Genomic DNA, 18,915 nt, shown 5'->3' on the forward strand with positions numbered 1-18,915 from the left:
CCGCGCTGCCGTCGGCATCCAGGATGGTTCACCCTGAAATTTCTGTGGGTCGGTGACTTACCGCCTCCAGCTTCAATCCGCCTTCGCCCAGGCGGTCGCTGATGACGCAGCCGCCTCGCAGGACCAGCACCCGATCCGCGCTGGCGATTGTGTCGGGCCTGTGCGCGATGATGATTTTGGTGATGTCCAAACGCGCGATCTCGTTGTTGATGCGGCGTTCGCAGTCCATGTCCAGATGACTTGTGGCCTCGTCCAGAACGAGAATCTGCGGCTTCTTGTAGAGCGCTCTCGCGAGCAGGATTCTCTGCTTCTGGCCGCCGGACAACGACGATCCCATGTCGCCCACGAACGACTCGTAGCCCATCGGCATGGCTTCGATTTCCCTGTCGATCTGGGCAAGGCGGGCTGCGGCAACGATGTCGTCGAGGTGCGCGGCCTCCTCGAAGAAAGAGATGTTATCGGCTATCGACCCGGCGAAAAGAGCGTCGTCCTGCATCACGGTCCCGATCAAACTGCGGTACGCATTCAATCCGTGATGGCGAATGTCCACGCCATTGATCTCAACCCGTCCGCTAGTCGGCTCCAGTAGCCCGAGCATCACCTTTGCCAGGGTGCTCTTACCGCAGCCGCTGGCACCGACGATGCACAGCGAAGCCCCGGCCTCGACTTCCAGCTCTACCTCGTTCAGCACCAGGGGCTCACCCTCGGCATAGCGGAAACAGACTCCCCTGATCGACAGGTTCGGCCGGACGATCCGTCCCCCACTCCGCGCTGTAGCCGTGCTCCGCTCCGGCAACGCCAGGGCAATGTCCGCGATCCGCTCACCATGGAGGCGTAGCATTCTCAGTTCGACCAGCTTGTCGACCAAGCCGCCCATCTTCGCGGAAAACTGGTCGGCGTACGCGACGAACGCTACAACCATTCCCGCGCTGAATCGCCCTTGCATCGTCAGATAGGCACCGAGCGCGATCAGCGATGCACGCAGTAGGCCGAAAAGGCATTGGTTCACCACACCGAACGACAGTGCAATGCGCTGAACCACCACGTCGCGACCCGCCATCTCCAGGGTGGCATTTGCGAGACGCGCGCTGCGGTCGGCCTGCTTGTTGGCAAGCTTGATGGCCTGTACCCCGCGGACGGACTCCATCAGTACGGTCTGCTGCTTCGCCCCATACACCAGTTGCTCCTCGGTCGTGCGCCAGAGGGTTCGATACATCGCACAGCGAAGCAGAACGTAGACGGCGAACACTCCCAAGACGAAGCCGGTGAGCGGCAAGCTGTAAACACACAAAATCACCAGCGCGAGTATTCCCATCGCACCGTCCAGCAGCGCTTCGACAAAACTGCCCGTAAGGGTGGCCTGGATTGAGTGAATCGATGAGAACCGGGACACGACGTCGCCCATGTGGCGCTTCTCGAAATACGCCAGTGGTAACTTCATGAGGTGACTGAAGAGGTTGCTGGTCCACTGCGCGCTCAAGGACGCACCGAGCCAGCTCAGCAGCCATGCCCGCGCCAGCGTCAGACCGGCTTGGATCGCGATAACCAGCATGAAACCCAGCGTCATCACCAGGAGCAGATTGTGATCGGAACCCACGAGCACTTGGTCCAGTACCCATTGCATCTGGAATGGAAGAGTGAGGGCCAGCACCTCGATGCCCAGGGCGAGACCCAAGACCTGAGCGAGCGCACTCTTCCAGCCCGAAACGCGACCCGTAAGAAGTCGTAGCGGCACGGGCTCCTTGCGCTTCGTCGTCTCAAAGTCCTCGCCTGGGATCAGCTCCAGCAGGATGCCGGTGAAGTGTTTCCCTGCCTCCTCTATTCCCATACGCAACTTGCCGCGCGCTGGGTCGTGAATCTCCACACCCTTGGACGTCACCTTGCTCAGCACAACAAAGTGGTTGAGATTCCAATGCAGGATGCACGGAGTGACCGCATCACGCAGATACTGCATGTCTGCACGCAGCGCCCGCGTCGCCAAGCCCAGCGAATGGGCGATATGAATCACGCGGGACAGCGTCGCGCCCTTGAGCGAGGTACTGAAGCGCCGCCGCATGCCGGCAAGATCGGCGTGATGGCCGTGGTAGCCCGCAACCATCGTCAGACACGCCAGCGCGCACTCTGCGGCTTCCGTCTGCATCACCATGGGAAGACGGCTTGCTGCGCGCCAGTCCATCCAGCTCCATGGCGTGTTGCCCCATGCTTCTTCAGCCATGCTCGCGATCCTCGATCAAGCGCCGATTGAGGCTGTAAATTGGATCGAAAAGCCACTCGAACAGCCGGCGGCGGTCGAGCAAGATGTCCGCGTCGAGGGTCATGCCAGGCCGCAAAGTCTCGGGTCTTCCGTAGACCTGCACGTGCTGATTCTCCAGACGAACCAGCACCCTGTAGCTCGCCTCCTTGATGTCCTTGCCTGTTGCCTTATTGACCTCGGACGGCGACAACGAACTGCGCGACACCTGTTGCACACGACCGAAGTATTGGCCGAACTTCTGATAGGGATAGGCACGGTAGCGGATGACGACCTGCTCTCCTGCCCGGATGAAGCCGACGGCCTGCGTCGGTATCCAAAGCTCCGCCTGCAATGTCGATGCAGCAGGCAGCACGGCAACCATCGGCTGATCGGCCACCACGGACTGACCTGCATAGATAGGAGCACTGGTCACGATGCCGTCAACCGGAGATTTCAAAAGCCCCGCATGCTGGGCGGCGTTCTTCGCGATCAACTGGGCGACATCGGACAGCTCTCGCTCCGTCTCGTTGTTACGACCGGCGACGATGTCCGGCAACTGATCCGCCTGTGCCTGCAGCTCGCTCATTTGCTGGTGCAACTGGAATCCCTGGCGACGCAGCTCCATAAGCTGCGCCTGGTGCTCAAGCGCCTGGTCGTGCTGGGTCAATATCTGCTGTTTGCTGACGACGCCCGAGTCCTGATACTTCGACCATTGCTCGTAGAGGGCCATGGCGGCCTTCGCCCGCTGGACCTGCACTGTGATCTGGTCATCCACCTGCCGGATCTGCGCCTGAAGCAGCGCAATGCGCTGCCGCATGTCATTGCGCTGCATGCCTGCCAAACGGTCCTGGCCAGTGAGATCATCCAGCAGCCGCTGGCGCTTGAAAGACAACTGCTCGGATACCGCAACCCCGACGTCACCCTTCAATGCGCTGCTTTGCGTTTCCGACACCTCCAGCAGCGGCTGACCCGCTCTGACGCGATCACCCTCACGCACGAAGATACGCGTGATGGAGCCTGCCGAGGGAACGGACACCGTGAGCAGCCCGTGGGTCGGCACCAACGTCCCGCTCACCGGCTCACGGCGGGTGTAATGGCCCAGGACGAGCAGCAGCGTGATCGCGAGAACCACGCACGCACTAAAGACCACGAAAACCCATCCAATCCGTGGAACCCGTAAGGATATAGAACCGACCAGCTGGCTACGCCTGTTCTCATAGACCTCTTTGCGGAACAAACTAGAGTTCACACCGTCGTCCTCGCGATACCTGTTAGCACTCAATGCGTCAGAAGAGCTATCTGCAGACAATGATGTCAGGCTGCTACTGCCGTTCCTATTGGGAAAATTATTAGGGCCAAGAACTGCTAGGACGACGTCCCCCCACCCCCGATACGCGTGTACTACACACCGTTGTATCTGAAACTCGCAGAGGAAAGGTGCCAGCGTCGAGAGGACGAAGAGGAGGAACTCGGAAAAACCGCCTGAGCAGGTTTGTTGTGGAGAGAACCTCGACACCGTCGCGGATGTAGGCGTGCTGCATTGCGTGGACCGGGCTTTTGCCGTGGCGTGGATGTCGCAGCGCTGGTCCTAGCCGTGTCCATCTGCGGCACTCGAATTAATCGATCCTCGGTCACCACGCCGCAACCAACTGTCGTGTTGCATTTGTCGATTTGGTTGCACCAACCGATTGCCACAACGCCCCTGGCTCCTTTCTCCCGCTGGGTCCCCGCCAACTACGCGCGCCGGTCATCACGGACAAAATCCCTTCCAGCTGGTGCGGACAGGAAACTGTCTACCGTGGTGACGGGCTGCACTTGTAGAGTCATGTGTAGAGTCATGAAAATCGCCACGGACGGTCAAATGGCCGCAGGAAAAGACATTGCCAAGGGAGCCTTGCTGAGCGTGGCCTACTGCGCCGTGTTCCTGGCGGCATGGCGATGCTCAACCGACCAGTGGTATCTCCCAGCCGGGCTGCGCGTCGCGGGCCTCCTGTTCCTGCCTGCACGGCGGTGGCCATGGCTGTTGGCCGGCGATGCCGCGGCCTTGATGGTGCTGCGCGTGCCGAATATCGATGCATGGGGAGTGAGCGCGCGCTGGGCCTACCTGAGCCCCTTCCTGCTGATGCCGGCGATATCGCTGCTGCCCACATTTGCCCGCCTGCAGATGCCCCATCTGGCGCGCAGCGATCTTTTGCTGCTGCCCTTGGCTTTGGCGACCGCGCTGTGGAGCACTTTGTGCAACCTGGCGATCAATGCCGTTCTGGGCGGTCCTGCCGAAGCAGCGCCGCTCGACATCCTCGTGCGGTACTGGCTGGGCGACTATCTCGGCACGCTGATGTTCGTGTTGCCGGCGCTGCTGTGGGTGCGTCGGGACGAGATGCCGAAGTCTTCCGCCTGCTTCCAGCGCGACGGTGTCATCTCCATTGCCGCAGGCACGGCGCTCTCGGGGGCGGTTGCCTTCGTTGGCGATCCGCTTCTGCGGCAATTGGTCATGGTGTTGCTCGTACTGCCGGCGATCGTGCTGACGCTGCGCCATGGCTGGCGTGGTGCAGCGCTGGGCGTGGTGCTAGCGAACGTCGCTGTCGCCCTCTCGATGCCGAAGGTCGTCGAACCAGGCGTCCACGATGCCCAAGCCTTCGTAGTGCAGATCCTGCTTGCCGCGACGGCTACCTGCCTGTTCGCCTTCGGATCGCGTATTTCCTCCGCGTATCGCCACATGCGCGAGTTCGGACGCGTGCGCGAGCAGGCACTGCAGTTCGCGCAGACAGGCTTTTTGTGCGCGGAGCGCACCTTGCGCCAACGGGTCGTGGACTACAGCGATGTCAGTTTCCGGATGAACCGGATGCGCAAGGGTGTCATCGAGTACCTGCGATCCCGAGGGCATTACGCCGCGGCCATGGAGATGACGCGCACGGGCGTCATCCAGGCCCAGCTCCTCCACGAGTACGTCACGGCGCTCTATCCGCTGGGCATTGAAACGCACGGACTGTACGAAACGCTACGCTCCGTGACCTTCATCAATCTGTGCAGCAGCACGGCATTAGGAAGCCGGATGCGCGGCGATCCGAGGGCATTGTCACTCGGCCTGCAGCTTGTAGCCTACCGATGTGTGCTCAATGCCATCGAGATCCTGCCCACGGCGCAGAGCCATCTGATCCACGCGCGGGTTTGGAGAGCAGGCGGTGTGCAAGGCGTCGCTATCCGCATCACAGCGGATGCCTCCATGCTGGCGTCCACCCGGCGGCGGCCAAGCGCGCCGGACCAGGAACTGGCTGCGCGGCTCCAAACGCATGGCGGCACTTGCCGGCGCCGCCATGCGTTGTGCCTGAGTTTCCTTGTCTCAGAGCGCGTGTGTACAGGAATCAATCTCGCGCCGTGATCTCCCACTCGTCGCCGTGGACACCCGACCGACGCCGGATCACGAAGTCAGTGGTCAGATAAACCTCGCTGGCGGAGGCCGACGACGATACCGACACCCGCGCAACATCGCTGCCCATCGGGAGTACCCACAACTTTGCCCCGATTCGGCCAACCGCAGCACGGACTCGGCCGCCAGCATCTTTGACCTGCAAGTAGCGGACGCCGTCGCGTTGCACCTCGAAAATGCGCAAGTCCGGGTTCGGCGCCAGAGTGACGGCCTGCGGGGTGCTCTCACCCAGGCCGTTCGCTGCCGATATGCCGTGTCCGCCCCCGGGGCAGCACGTCTGCGCCGACGCCTGGAAGGACAGGGCACATCCTGCGGCGATCACCACCCATGCCAAGCACTTCGCCTTCATTTGCATCTTGTTATTCCTCTCCCCATTCTGGGGAAGCATCGCCTGCATTCCAGGCACGTCCAAGGTACGTTTTCTGCACGGAAAATCGGGCGACAAACGCTGGGAGCGAGGCCGAAGAAAGGAATCGGCGAGTGCGGCACGACCAATGCGGGCGTTTCTAGCTGCGTAATCATTAAGAGCGGTTAACAGTCGGGTAGGCGTGGACAGCACGCAGCAACCACGGTTTACAGGCGGCACATGAGGATTTCAAGCACTGCCCGCGCCCGTCCGGCGGCGAGCAGTCGTTTTGTTAGCAACTCTAAATGACGGTTTTTGTACCCACTGCATCGCATTCTCGGTCGCCTCTGCTAGAGCATGCGAAGAAGCAAACCGATGGCTCGTAAACCCGCATCAACACACGACTCTGCCTCTTGTATGTTCAAGAACGGAGAGAGAAAAACGGGGGGATGAGCGCTGGAAACGGCACCTGCGGCAGGCGCATGCTCAAGAGGCTAATGCTAGCGGAAGCAGGCAGATCAGGCCATCAACGCTGGCTCACACCAACACCCCTCCATGATGGTGAACTGACCCTCATGAACTGAAGTATGAAGTCCTAATGTCTACGAAAGGGAGGCCAGTCCACCGAGATCGAAAACTGGCGACGCGACTACAACCAGCACCGCCCAAGAAAGCGATCGGCGGCATGACAACGGCTGCCTATGCCCAACAATTGGCCAACAGCTATATCATCAACCCACGACTCTAAACCCGAGCGCTACTCAAGACGGGGGGACGTCGCGTCGCATACGCAATAGGAGGGATCATGGCTGTAACGCCACAACATGGGCTGCTCAACAAACTACTGGACTACGTCGTCGAGCAAAGCAAGGAAATCGATCCCCGTGCCTACACCCTGGCTGGCGCTTCGGACTTCCGCCGCTTCCCGAAAGATTTTGCAGCACTGCCTGGCGTTGATCTGGATCTCAAGCTCGAAGGGGATCATATTTGGCTGCAGGTGCAGCGCTTGGAGACACGACCGGCACCGTGGCCAAGCGATACGATTCTGCGCAGCTTCATTTTGGTCTCTGACGACCCCAACGGCGCGGCGCCCCATGCAAACGAAGTCGCCCTCAAACACCAGGCATCTACCGAGGCAGCAACCCTCGGCCTCGAACGTGCCACGCAGGCTGACAGTGTGCGCCGGGCTGCTGTTGCGGAAGCGCTGTGCCAGCTCCAACCACTGTGGCTAGCCTGGGCAGAAGGCGAAAAGCCGCGCCGCCGGTCGATCGCGCTCTATGGCGACTTGTTCATGCTCAAGGTGCGTCTGGAAGCCGAAGAAACCGCGAAGCCATCCGAGCTCGTATGGGGCATCGGCATCTCGGCCTGGAAATTCCAAGGGCAGCTCACGGAGAACGGGTCAGGCAGGGTTGCCACGATTGATTACCAGTATCCACTGCTCACACAGGTGGTCGAGATCGAACTCGATCCGCAGACCCATTCCATCGCCGTCCGACCGCGGGCAGTGCCGCCTCGCTTGGAGTTTGACGCCTTCAGCGCTAGCCAGGTATCGGGGGCAGCTGAGGTCGAAAAACAGGCCAAACAGCTGCTGACGAAGGAGGCCGAGCACCCTGTCACGCCCTTCGACGTGGCTAGCTTCGAGCCGATCCTGAAGCTGGCGGCCGGAAGCCTGAGCAAGGCAGGCCGTTACGACCCGGACGTTCAAGAGATCCCAAGTCCAGGCCCCGATCTGCTGGCCACGCCTGGGTGGGTCTTGCTCGTCAGGGAGCGGTCGAGCAATTTCCTGGTCGAAGACATACGTCGGCTCAAGGCCCGCTTGCTTGCTGGTGATCCGATCCCCTCAGGACCCATGGCCCTGGTCACCCCACCGTCGGACGAAGTCATCCGGTACGAGGCCATCTCGTTCCGTGGCATGTGTGGCGGTAGCCGCAAAAAGGGTGAGCCACGGGAGCTCTATTTCCCCTTGCCCTACAACCAGGAGCAGGAAACGATCGTCGAGATGCTAGAGCGTGCTCCCGGCGTAGCCGTTCAGGGGCCACCCGGCACCGGTAAGACCCACAGTATCGCCAACATCATCTGTCACTACCTCGCAACCGGTCGCAAGGTCCTGGTGACCTCCAAGGGCGAACACGCCCTGGAAGTGCTGCAGTCGAAGATACCGGCAGAAGTTCGTCCGTTGAGCGTCGCGCTGCTGTCCGGCGACAAGGAGGGCATGCGGCAGTTCCAGGCGTCTATCGAAGCCATCATCCACAACCTGTCCCAGCTCAACCCGCGCATCACCGAGGAGGAAATCGAACGCTACAAGCAGCAGATCGATGCCGCCCATGGTGAGCTGTCAGGCATCGATCGCCGGGTGAGCGAGATCGCCGAGCAACAGTTGGCGAACGTCGAGGTCGATGGCGTGGCGATGCGCGCCCAGAAGATGGCGGAACTGGTGATCAGCGGGCAGGAACTGCATGGATGGTTCGACGATGCGCTGACCCTGAACGCCGAGCACATGCCTCCGCTGACGGCCGTGGACGCGCAGGCTCTTCGCGATGCGCGTCGGCACCTTGGGCCAGATCTGCGCTACATTGCAGCCCGATTGCCATCAAGCCAGACACTGTTGTCTACGGAGGCTGTTGAGAACCTTCACAAGGCTCTCGTGCAGATGCGCGAGATCGACGCCGCGCAGGGATGCGGAGATCTGCGCGCTCTGCGCGCCGTGACACCGGATATCTTGGAAGAGGCGCGCAGTCTGCTTGCATCAGTAGAGGCGGTTGCTCGCATTGTCCGAGAACTCGAAGAGCTCAACAGCGCTTGGGTCTTCGAACTGCGCAGCAGATGCCGCAGGCCCGAATACGCCAGCGAACGCGATGCCCTACAGGCGCTGTTCGGCGAAATCGAGGAGCTCGTCACGGCGCGTGCCGCGTTCTTGCAGCAACCAGTGCAAGTCCCTGCCGAAGCGATCGAAAATCCGAAGGTACAAGAGGCGATCGAAAGAGCCAAGGACACCGGGAAGCCCTTCAGCTTGTTTGCGTTCGGCTCGGGGGACATAAAGCCGCTTGTTACCGCCGTGCGTATCTCTGGCCAGCCGCCAGCCAGCCAGGACGATTGGCTGCACGTCCATCGCTACCTGGGACTGCATGCGCGGGTGCACTCCTTCAGCGTGCGCTGGAACCAGTTCGCGGAACTGCTGTCGTTGCCCACAGTGAAGGGCACTGTCGAAGACTTGCGGTCCCTCGAGTTGACTGCTTTGGCTGCCATGAAGTCCCACACCCTGGCAACCGTGCACGATGTGCGCTTACTGCTCATGGCCGGACGCGTATTCCTTGAGCCACCGACGCGGGAACTCAGGGGGACATCCACCGAGTTGTCGATCGTCAGGGAGCAACTGCTCAAGCACCTGACGCGCGCGGAATTGGCAGCCGCCGCAACCCAGTTAGCCATCCTGCAGGAGAAGCTGGCTGGCACGAGTGGTCCCGTGGCTGAGGAGTTGCGCAGGTTCATCGACACGGAACTCGGCAATCCGGAGATGAGGACCGAGCGCGTTGTCGCCCGGTACGCCGAACTCGTCGGCGAGCTCAAGCGCATCGAATCCCTGACCAGCCACATCATCACCGTGAACGAGCTGTGCCGCCGGGTGGAGTCAGCGGGGGGGCAGAGGCTAGCAGCGCGGCTGCGCACGCAGGTGTTACCCGCATGCGGCGAAGACGATGTGCTCCCGGTGGCGTGGCGAGATGCCTGGAACTGGGCACGGATCAAGAGCCATTTGGACGCCATCGACGCACGCGACGAGTTGCTTGCGCTGTCATCACGACGCCGCGACCTCGAAAGACTGTTAGCGCAGCAGTACGAGCGTCTGGTGGCCCGCTCGGCGTGGCTTGAAGCGAAATCGCAGGCATCGGCCAAAGTGCTTTCGGCGCTCGAAAGCTACCGCACCGCTATACGCAGGATAGGACAAGGCACCGGGCCGAACGCCACGCGCTACCGGCGCGACGCGCAAAAGGCGATGCAAGACGCACAGGGCGCGATCCCTTGCTGGATCATGAGCCACGCCAAGGTATCGGAAAGCATGCCGGTGCAGCTGGGCGCCTTCGACCTCGTGATTGTTGACGAGGCCAGCCAGTCCAACCTGTGGGCGCTGCCCGCAGTCCTACGCGGCAAGAAAATCCTAGTGGTGGGCGACGACAAGCAAGTGTCTCCGGAGGGCGGCTTCATCTCTGCGGAGAAGATAAAGTTACTGCGTGAGCGATTCCTGGCTGACCAGGCGTATGCCGCAGACCTGACACCGGAGAAGTCGCTCTACGACATTGCCTCCACGGTTTTTGCTGCCCAAAAGGTAATGCTCGCCGAGCACTTCCGCTGTGTCCATCCCATCATCGCCTACAGCAACCGAACTTTCTACAAGGACCAGATCAAGCCACTGAGGGTGCCCAAGGCATCGGAGCGCATCGACCCGCCGCTAATAGATGTCTACGTGACGACGGGCGAGCGCGGCAAGAAAGACGCAAACAGACAGGAAGCCGAGTTCATCACCGCCGAGATCGAGGCTATTCTGCGCAACCCCAAGCTGAGGCACAGGACGCTGGGCGTGGTGTCCTTACTCGGGCCGGACCAAGCACAGGCGGTTGATAGCCTGGTCCGCAGTCGATGCGACGCAGCAGAACTGCTTCACCGCCGATTCGAATGCGGAGACGCACGTGTGTTTCAGGGCAGCGAACGGGACATCATGTTCCTGTCGATGGTCGCGGACAGCCGCAACCACCACGCGCTGTCGGGAAACATGTTCGAGCAGCGCTTCAATGTCGCCGCAAGCCGCGCAAAGGACCGGATGTACCTGGTGCGATCGGTCAAGTTCGACGAACTGTCGGCAGTCGATATCCGACGCACGCTTCTGCAGCATTTCAGCAAGCCGATGGACAGCAACGATGAGCAAAAGAGCCTGATCGATCTGTGCGAGTCCGGATTCGAGCGCGACGTCTACACCGCACTTTTTGACCGGGGCTACCGGGTGACGCCACAGATCAAGGCTGGCGCGTTCCGCATCGACATGGTGGTCGAAGGGGCCGATGATGTTCGCTTGGCTATCGAGTGTGACGGCGACGAATTCCACGGACCCGATAGGTGGCAAGCTGACATGCAGCGCCAGCGGATTCTCGAGCGCGCAGGGTGGGTGTTCTGGCGCTGCTTCGCGTCCACGTGGTCGCTGCGTAAAACCGATGTGCTAGAGGAGTTGGTCGAACGTATGCGCAACATGGGTATAGAACCTCTAGGCGCGATGGAGCGTACGCCTTCCCTGGTCGAGTACCGCGAATGGCCACAACGAGAGTTGGCGCCCAAGGAAGAGATTGCAGCCTTGGCAGAACAGGACGCCGGCTTGCCGAGTTAACCTGGAACTTCGGTCGCCAACACAGAGATACGACAACTCAGGGTGGGGGGACGTCGCATTACAGTGGGTCAGTTTGAGGTTGTTGTTGACAACCTGTCGGCTGCATACTGTTCGACATGCTCGTCATTCCCCTTGGCGAACCCGAGACACGTGACTTCGGAACCCACCCTGCAGCTGTCGATGACCCTGAAATTCAGGCATCCGATCACTGTCTATTCGCTGGTACCCGGTGGCGTCTCGCCATTGGCCATGACCAGCGCGGTCATCCACATGCTCGATCGGAACGTCGTCAGCTGGATCGGCCGGGAGCCTCGCGGTGAACCGGACAGCCCGCGCGACGCCGCCATGCGCTGGTGGCTGAAGTTCCTGGACACGCCGACCCAGTCGATCAACCCGGTGCTGTGCGCGTTCGAGGGCAACAAGAGACGGATTCCGACGCTAGACGAGTTCAAGGAGGAGTACCGGCGCTCCTGCGAGAAGATCGGCGCGTACTTCCGCAGCGCCAGGATCTTCCGGCACCAAGAAGACGACTTCCTACAGATATACCAGAATGTCGTCGACCTGCACGCGCGACATAGCGCGGAGATGGACTTCCTGTGCGAGATCGCCCCCGAGATCGCCGAACGACACAAGCGACACGAACTCGTCGCGATCCGGAACCGTATCTTCGACGCGGCGCAACGTAGGTGCCTAGGCACTTCGCTTGTTCTCATTGCCACCCTTTCCTGCTTATACGAGGGTGCGACCGAGGCAGCCGCGTCACCGGCCAGGGGTGTCATCAAACCCAAACCGAAGTATGGCCCCATGGCCGCGCACAATGCGTTGTCGGACGTGCGCGCAGTCGAGATGCTTGCCGCGAGCGCGCTATTGAGGCCGGGAACGCTTGGACTGTGCACCGGGGACCTCCGGCTTGCACGATTCTGGGCTGCACTGGGGATCACGTCCGCCAATTGGAACGGCAACAACGCATGTACCATTAGCCCGCGGATCTCTTCGCGGCTGTTCCCTATCCTGACTGATGTCCAATGCCATGAACTGGCGGAGATACTCGTTGAGCACGGATTCGCCGATGCTGGCTCAAGCTGGGTTACTACTCGCGATAAATCGATCTAATCTCATCTTCCTAAGTTTCTTTTCGGCAAGAAGCGTACCGAACCTCCCAGGGTTCACCCCCGTTCACGTAGAGGTACGTGAGCAGGTCATTGCCATCGCGCAACCCGAGCTTTGCCAATCTGCATACGTCAACGACATCCAAGGGTGCGCCTTGATGCTCTCCAAATCAATGCGACTGTCCAGATAGCTACAGCCCGAGCCAACCGCCTCGATGGCATGCCCGAGTTCCGTAGCGGCACTACTGCAAATCACTGCAGCAGGCCATGAGATTGTCGGCGTTATGGCCTCGGCTTCACCAGCCGATACTGCTTCTTGTCGCCGACCTTTGGTGCCTTTTCATCGATGTTGACGCATAACCGGCCATCACCGCAGGGCACGATGTCCGAGCGGTTGATCGCCTCCATGTAATTCAACTGCGCCCTCAGTGTGTCATAACGGGTCGCGTAGTCGCCGTAAAGCATTTTATACGTTCCGACCAACGCGACGAGCGCACACAGCAACGACACGCCGCCCCCGATCCACACCCAACGCACGATGGAGGTCATGTCGCGCCGGGTGAGTTGCAATGCCCGCACCGTCTGATCCGCCGCCGTGGTAATCCCCTGCACCCTGTCTCGCGCCTCGGCGAGGGGCGGCTCCAGTCCGGCGCGGGTGACGCTTTCCAGTTGACCCGAAGCGCTCTGCAACCAGCGCGCCATCTGCTCCTGGACCTGCGATGGCACCTGCTCCGCCAAGGCGCCTAGACGATGTTCGATCATGTCGCAGCGTGCCTCGAACCGCTCGATCATCGCCGCCATCTGGACACTCAAAACGGTCTGTTCGTCGTCGTGCATGCAGCTAATCCTTCTTGTCAATTTCAGTTAACGTCCTTGCGATGGCCCCTGTCGGGACTGTGTCATTTGCTGTTGGATCATCTGCTGCACATCCGCCTGGCGTTGCGTTTCATCCGCCATCCGTTGATACGCCTGCTCGGGAGGAGTCTGCATCGCTTGCTGGATGTTCGTGCTGCTGAACCGGGGCAGGAAGTCAGAGCCGTCACTTTTTTTCTCGGCCACAATGGCGCTTTTATCGGCGTTGAAGTGCAACTGATCCACCCGCGCCAACCCACTTTCCCGCGCATTCAATGCCACGCTTGCGGTCAGGTGATCGAGCGTCTTGTTCGTCGGGCATATCCCATTGCGCTTGTGAAGCCGCTCAACCTGCGCGCGGATGCTTTGGTTCAGCGCATGATCGGGATGGCCGGCTTCGCGCGGATCGCGCGGTGGTCGTTGCGCTTCCTGCCGTGCGCGCTCCTGTTCTTCCCGCTGCACGATCGCGCGTGCCTGCGCCATGATGGCTTGGCCACGTGGGGAGTTGGTGAACGCTTCGCCCTCCTTGCGCAGGGTTTCTCTGTCACCGTTTTCTATCGCCGCCGTGATGCGCTGTATCCTAGCCAAGGCGACCAGATATTCCGGCGAATGGGCCCGTGGCGGTGCTTCGCCTGTCTTCGCACGCTCTGCCGCCACCTGGGTTGGTGGGGCATGTTCCTGCATGTGTCTGTCCATGGCAGGTGGCAGGGTGGAAGACGCGTCCGCGTTCGTCGATGTGGTGTGGGTGGACGATGCGCCCCGTGCATGGGGCGGTGTACCTTGTTGCGAGTGCGCCGGTAGCGGCGGTGTCGCTAACGCATGCGGATGCGGTCCCTCGGGGAAGAACGCCGGCAGCGCTGGATCGGTGCGTTCGGTCGAGACCGCCACCGGGCGCAAGGGCAAGTGTGCGCGTAGCCCGGCATCCAGGGATTGCGCATCGTTTGGGGCCTGGGTCATGCCCGTGCCATCCAGGGCATGCACATGCACGCGATGCCCGAGCGTCGTCGCCATGGTGGTGGTGTAGTAAGAACCGTGTTGTTCGGAGCGGTGAATGACGTTCATTTCCGGCGCGCTGGACACAGTGCGCGGTTGCAGGAACGGTTTATCGCTAAGGCTGTTGACATAATCGATCAACAGATTGCCGTTACGCACGGACAAACCATTGAGCAGATAGGAACCGCCGATATCCGAATGCGCGCCGGGATGGACCAGATTGAGGAAGCGCCCGTCGTGGGAATGGCCGGGATGCAGGATGTCCTTGGCGGGGAACAGATCGCGGCGTTCGTCGCGGGCGGTGAGTTGCAAGCCCGACACCACCGAGGGCGGCAAGCGCACATCCTGTAAATTCATCTCACCGGTGGCGACCGGGTCCAGCAAGCCGACGGTCTGCGCGGTGCGACCGGGCGGCACCAGCGGCGGATGCGTGGGGGTGAGTTTGAGGATTTCGCCGTGTGGTCCCTGATCGATTTTCATCCCAATCGGATCCTGAATGCCACGCTCATGGACCATGCGGGTGAACATGGCCGCGGTGACCGCGCCACGGCTGAAGCCGGTGGACACAATGCTGATCTCAGCATGCGGGTCTTGTTTTCTCCAATCATGGACTTGGCGAATAAACTTCAAGTACATCTCTTCCATCCGTGGACCGTAGCTATAACCCAACGCACCGTCGAGATTACGCGTCAAGGAGTCGTCCTGCGTGCCTACGCCGGGGACGTAGGAGCCTCCAATGTTGCGAACACCAGCCTTTTCAGCAGCGTGCACCTGATCGTCCAATATTCCGATATTGGTGATGTGCTGAGGGTACTTGTACTTGTCGTTGCCCGTGCCATCGAAGCAGGCCACGAACAAACGAGTGTGGGGTTTCTGTTGACTGACCAATAGCGGCGCCTGGAACTGTGCCAACTCATGGCGGCTGTGTGCATATGCGGCCAAGTCTTGCGCCGTCGCTGGATACGTTTCCACGTCATCCGGCCATGTCTTTGCATCGGTATGTTCGTTGCCCATTGCATTCTCCCTGGCGAGGATGCGATCAGTAGGTTTTGGTGTAGGCGAGGATCAGGTCGTTGCGTGAGTTGCTATATTTATTACCTGGTTCTTGCAAAACAGTCGTCTCTACAAAGGCCCGCATGTACACATTGATGGTGCGGTCGTTCACTTCGAGGATGATGTCCGGAGAGATATCCGCCTGTAGGATCGGCGACAACTGATTCTGCGGCACATGATGCAGGATCACTTTGTCCTTGAAGATGGCTTCGAGATCGACCAGGGCATGGTGCGGCTGGCCGTCCTTGGAGCGCCATGTCACCTCAGCAGGGGGGGGGAAGTGTGGGAAGTTGCGGATGCCTATCGTATGGGCAGTCAGATTACCAGGATAGATATCTCCAAGAGATGCGGAAGATATCTGCTTTACGTCTTCGGGGTCGTGTGCCTCGTATCTGTCGTTGTAGAGCACCGTACAGCCGTAAGTGTCAAAGCATAGTGCACCGAACGTATGCGTACTGAACGGAATCGGCTTACTCGTATCGATATGCACGGTGTTATGGGCATCGACGGGAATATTCCCGATCAGGTGGATGCCGGAAGGTTCATTGGTCGGAGCGTTGGTCGGCGTATTCATGCGCGAACATCCTGTCAGAGAGTGGGCGAAGACGGCGGTGAGCAGAAGCGAAAGTGCTGCACGGGACGGCGTGGCAAAAGGAGGTCGCACAGCCATAATTCACCAGTGGGGAGGGAAAGAAACAGCCTACTACCCAGTGCGTGATCGCGATAGCGAGGTGCCGGCGTGGCGCTGCTCAGGCGTCACGCGGGTTGAGCGGCCATCATGGCCCCGCGTCCGGCATGCATAGTCTATCGTTGCTGGCAGGCCATGGAAATCATGGAATTTGACTGTCGTACTGTAGGAATTTTCCTACAGCTTCGCTTCGTACCAACACGACACTGGCAACCAGATTCTTTAGCGTCCGATGTCTTGCTTTGTGTTGGCGGCTTCACGTTCGATCTGCATGCATGCAAGCAGCAACGTCGTGAAAAGCCCATCCGTCACCATGGCGACACGATGCCTGCGGAGTGAGTTCGGGCAAGCCGATGGCGTTCATTGATTCCATGAAGGGAGCGCTTCATCGCCTGAAGGGGTTGAAGGGGGCGCATTATTTTGCGCGCTCCCTTCACTCCCTTCAGTGCAGTTGTCAGCCGGTAACTGCCATGTCCATTCCTGCCTGCTACCACCAAAGTGGCCGCCACGCTTGACCGCTACCGCTCCAATTTTCCGCTTTGCGCGTTTCATCGCATCGACCGAGAACCCTGCCTCGCCCGCTTCCCGATACACGTCCTTCGCCGATTGCATCCCATCACGCAATAGCTCGCGCAGGAAGCCCACGGCATCCTGGCCCTGGCCGTCATCCTGCCGCTCGGCATCGTCTAGCAACTCCCGCGCCGTTCCTTCCAGGGCTGCGCCCCATCGCACTGATGATGCAATGACGCCCTGAAAATCGTGCAGTTCCAGCTGTTGCAAGTCGTACACGTAGCCGCCACCGTCCGGGCCGATGTTCGACTTGGCTCGCGCCAGGAACCGCTTGGCCGCCTCGCCGTCTCTCGCTTGGGTTATGGCCGTCACCATGACCAACCGGGCCAATGCACCAAAAGCCAGCGACCCGGTAATGCGCTCCACTGGCTCACGGCCCGCCGTGCCCTTGGTGAAGTGGGTGATACCCAACAGGGCACAGCGTTGGTTCTGGGCAAGATCGACCAGCGGTTGCAATCCACGCCGTACCTCGGCGTTTTTGTGCGAGTCGCCAGCCACGGCAGAGACGATGGGATCGATGACCAGCAGCACCACGTCACCGATGTTGTCCAGTTCCGCCTGCAGTACATCGCTATCTATCGCCGGATCGAATGCGCGCCGTTCGCCCTTTTCCCGCACGCCTTGCACGAAATAGACGCGGCCCATGTCCGCGCCCATGGCGAGCAGGCGCGGGGCCAGTGTGTCGCGCGCGTCATCCTCACCGGACCAGATCACCACATTCCCTCGCCGGCTGGGTGAGTGGTCCGGCCAGCTGTCTCCCCTGGTCACGGTTGCAGCCATCGCCATGGCGATGGTCGTCTTACCTGTCCCCGGCTGACCTCCCAGAATGTGCAGCTTGCCAGCGGCCAGCCAGCCGTTCCACAGCCAGTTGACTGGCTCAGGTATCAGCCTGTTGCCGCGTATCAATTCGACATGTGACCTGTGGCATGTATCCGCGCACGCTGCATCCAACGTGGTCTGCAACAGTGGCAGTGAACCTATGGCGACTGCATCGGCTTCCAGGTTGACGGACAGCCAGTCCACACAATCGCCCTTATCGGGTAAGGGCGGGACGATGGCTGCAATGTCGATCACCTCCACCGTGCAGCCCAGCGCGCACAAGCGCTCGGCCACATCGACGACATACTTGCGCCCCGGCGCGTCGTTGTCGGGCCACAGGCGCACCCGACGACCGCGCAGTGGCGTCCAGTCTGTCCCCCCGGCGCTGGAACTACTGCCGGACGTGGTGGCCAGCAGGCCAAGGGCGGTCAAGGCATCGGCGCAGGCTTCGCCCTCGGCCACGTAGACGATGGCCTCGACATTGGCGGCCAGCAGTTCGGGCAACTGGTACAGCACCTTGCCCTCCGGTGGCGCGGGCGGTTCGCCGGGGACGTAGCGCGTCCCGTTCCAACGAAAGGGCCGGATTTCCTTACGGCCATCGGGGTGCTTGCAGCGCGCGCGCCAGAACACCGGATTGCCCTGAGCATCGCGGTATTCGTGCAGGCCGGTCGGCAGGTAGCCCTCGGCCAGGAAGTGGCCCAGGATGCGGCGTGCGGCGGCATGCGGGGTCTCAACAGGAATCGCGTTCATCGGCGCACCCCAGCCAGAAGGTCGGCCACGGCTTCCTTGAACGGCTTACCGGTCAGGCGCATGTGGAAGCTCACCAGATCACCGGTCTCGCCCGTGGCGAAGTCCCGCCAGGGACCGCGCGGATTGCTCTGGCAGACGGAAAAAGACGGCTCACGCTCATCCCGGAAGGGGGAAACACCCTGCGCCCAGCCGCTCCCATTCGATCTGCCCAGCTTGGCAACATGTTGGCGGTAGTAATCGGCAGGGTCCGGCAGCCGGTCGCGCCAGTTGTCCGGCAGGGATGCGCCGCCCCTGTCGGCCTGGCCGTACACTCGCCATGCACCCAGCGCGCCAGCGTGTGCATCGTGGGCCGCCTTGCGCTGGCTGTGACGTTTCTGGGTCATGGCGCCGCCTTTGCACTGGCAGTGCGTTCGATCAGCTCGCGGATATCCTCCACACGCCAGGCGGTACAGCGTTCGCCCAGCTTGACAGGCTGCGGATAGCGGCCAGACCGCACGCCGGCCCACCAGGTCGACCGGGAAACCGGGATCAGTGCCGGGATAGCAGTGGTGTTGGTGTCGGGATCGGCAGCGCGGCCGACGATCTGTGGGAGTCGCAGGAAGCCCGTGGCGGGCAAATAGTTACTTGAGCTAGTCATGTATCGGCCGCCTTACTATGGGGCTGAATGCCCTCGGCCGACAAATGATTTATCTCTCTAAGCCCGG

At 61.0% G+C, this 18,915-nt stretch carries 12 protein-coding genes and 1 pseudogene; 4 read left to right on the forward strand and 9 right to left on the reverse strand.

The annotated features are described in order from the left end of the window. Positions 1-28 precede the first annotated feature (28 nt). Positions 29-2,215 (reverse strand): peptidase domain-containing ABC transporter, encoded by a 2,187-nt coding sequence (locus tag XaFJ1_RS08630; protein WP_230598072.1) that lies wholly within the window; start codon positions 2,213-2,215, stop codon positions 29-31. Beyond that, positions 2,208-3,365, reverse strand: coding sequence for a beta-barrel domain-containing protein (locus tag XaFJ1_RS08635; protein WP_052690255.1), 1,158 nt, complete (start codon positions 3,363-3,365; stop codon positions 2,208-2,210). Before XaFJ1_RS08635 ends, XaFJ1_RS08630 begins: the two co-directional genes overlap by 8 nt. A gap of 705 nt (positions 3,366-4,070) precedes the next feature. Between XaFJ1_RS08635 and XaFJ1_RS08640 the strand changes: the two genes are divergently transcribed. Then, positions 4,071-5,612: an MASE1 domain-containing protein gene (locus XaFJ1_RS08640; protein WP_230598073.1), complete on the forward strand. Its 1,542-nt coding sequence runs from the start codon at positions 4,071-4,073 to the stop codon at positions 5,610-5,612. On the opposite strand, the gene XaFJ1_RS08645 is transcribed toward XaFJ1_RS08640, so the two are convergent. Further along, complete coding sequence (locus tag XaFJ1_RS08645) at positions 5,596-6,048, reverse strand: hypothetical protein (protein ID WP_230606187.1); 453 nt, start codon at positions 6,046-6,048, stop codon at positions 5,596-5,598. The genes XaFJ1_RS08640 and XaFJ1_RS08645 overlap by 17 nt on opposite strands. 581 nt (positions 6,049-6,629) lie before the next feature. Between XaFJ1_RS08645 and XaFJ1_RS08650 the strand changes: the two are divergent. The 3 genes and pseudogenes from XaFJ1_RS08650 to XaFJ1_RS08660 all read left to right on the forward strand — a co-directional run. Next, positions 6,630-6,754: pseudogene (locus XaFJ1_RS08650) on the forward strand (IS3 family transposase); the annotation flags it as partial. Positions 6,755-6,811: 57 nt separating this feature from the next. Further along, positions 6,812-11,377 (forward strand): AAA domain-containing protein, encoded by a 4,566-nt coding sequence (locus XaFJ1_RS08655; protein WP_012916289.1) that lies wholly within the window; start codon positions 6,812-6,814, stop codon positions 11,375-11,377. Between the two features lie 150 nt (positions 11,378-11,527). Next, on the forward strand, positions 11,528-12,490 hold the full coding sequence (locus XaFJ1_RS08660; RefSeq protein WP_045756892.1) for a hypothetical protein: 963 nt from the start codon (positions 11,528-11,530) through the stop codon (positions 12,488-12,490). A gap of 278 nt (positions 12,491-12,768) precedes the next feature. Here the strand turns inward: XaFJ1_RS08660 and XaFJ1_RS16155 are convergent, their stop codons facing one another. From XaFJ1_RS16155 to XaFJ1_RS08690, 6 genes are all read right to left on the reverse strand, one after another. Beyond that, complete coding sequence (locus XaFJ1_RS16155; protein WP_012916291.1) at positions 12,769-13,323, reverse strand: hypothetical protein; 555 nt, start codon at positions 13,321-13,323, stop codon at positions 12,769-12,771. A 27-nt stretch (positions 13,324-13,350) separates the two neighbouring features. Beyond that, complete coding sequence (locus tag XaFJ1_RS08670; protein WP_012916292.1) at positions 13,351-15,345, reverse strand: XVIPCD domain-containing protein; 1,995 nt, start codon at positions 15,343-15,345, stop codon at positions 13,351-13,353. Positions 15,346-15,370: 25 nt separating this feature from the next. Beyond that, positions 15,371-15,958: a hypothetical protein gene (locus tag XaFJ1_RS08675; RefSeq protein WP_012916293.1), complete on the reverse strand. Its 588-nt coding sequence runs from the start codon at positions 15,956-15,958 to the stop codon at positions 15,371-15,373. 474 nt (positions 15,959-16,432) lie between these two features. Then, a complete protein-coding gene (locus XaFJ1_RS08680; protein ID WP_012916294.1) occupies positions 16,433-18,211 on the reverse strand; it encodes an AAA family ATPase in 1,779 nt (592 codons plus the stop codon). Beyond that, positions 18,208-18,594, reverse strand: a complete 387-nt coding sequence (locus XaFJ1_RS08685) for a CHC2 zinc finger domain-containing protein (RefSeq protein WP_012916295.1) — start codon at positions 18,592-18,594, stop codon at positions 18,208-18,210. The genes XaFJ1_RS08680 and XaFJ1_RS08685 overlap by 4 nt, the downstream gene beginning before the upstream one ends. Continuing rightward, entirely contained in the window at positions 18,591-18,848 is a 258-nt protein-coding gene (locus tag XaFJ1_RS08690) for a helix-turn-helix transcriptional regulator (RefSeq protein WP_012916296.1), read from the reverse strand. Before XaFJ1_RS08690 ends, XaFJ1_RS08685 begins: the two co-directional genes overlap by 4 nt. Positions 18,849-18,915: the final 67 nt, after the last annotated feature.

The organism is Xanthomonas albilineans, assembly GCF_009931595.1.
Taxonomy (GTDB): domain Bacteria; phylum Pseudomonadota; class Gammaproteobacteria; order Xanthomonadales; family Xanthomonadaceae; genus Xanthomonas_A; species Xanthomonas_A albilineans.